At 67.0% G+C, this 458-nt stretch carries 1 pseudogene; it reads left to right on the top strand.

The features are described from left to right. Nucleotides 1-458: pseudogene (locus LPA54_RS38270) on the top strand (ABC transporter permease); the annotation flags it as partial.

The following is a 458-nucleotide window of genomic DNA, read 5'->3' as shown; positions in this document are numbered from 1 at the left end:
GCTGATCTCGGCGCTGTCGAAGAACGAGTTCGACAACCTCAGCGAGCGGGAGAGACTCTCCTTCGACCCGACGTTCATCAGCTTCGCCGGGACCAGCCTGGGCCAGCTCGCGATGATCGTGTTCGGGGTGCTGGTGGTGTCGAACGAGTACAGCACCGGGATGATCCGCGCCTCGCTGGCGGCCGTGCCCAAGCGCGGCGTCTTCCTGTTCAGCAAGCTCGCCGTGGCCACCGCGCTGGCGTTCGCGGTCGGCATGGCGACCAGCTTCGCCACCTTCTTCCTGGGCCAGCTGATGCTCGGCGACCTCAGGGCGTCCATCGGCGACGACGGGGTGCTGCGCGCGGTCTTCGGCGGCGGGCTCTACATGACGCTGATCGCGCTGTTCTCGATGGGGGTGGCCGCGATGCTGCGCTCCCCCCTGCTGTCGCTGGGCATCCTGATGCCGTTCTTCTTCCTGA

Source organism: Streptomyces sp. DH12 (assembly GCF_020873895.1).
In the GTDB taxonomy this organism is placed as follows: domain Bacteria; phylum Actinomycetota; class Actinomycetes; order Streptomycetales; family Streptomycetaceae; genus Streptomyces.
This window is presented reverse-complemented; position numbering and strand designations above follow the sequence as displayed.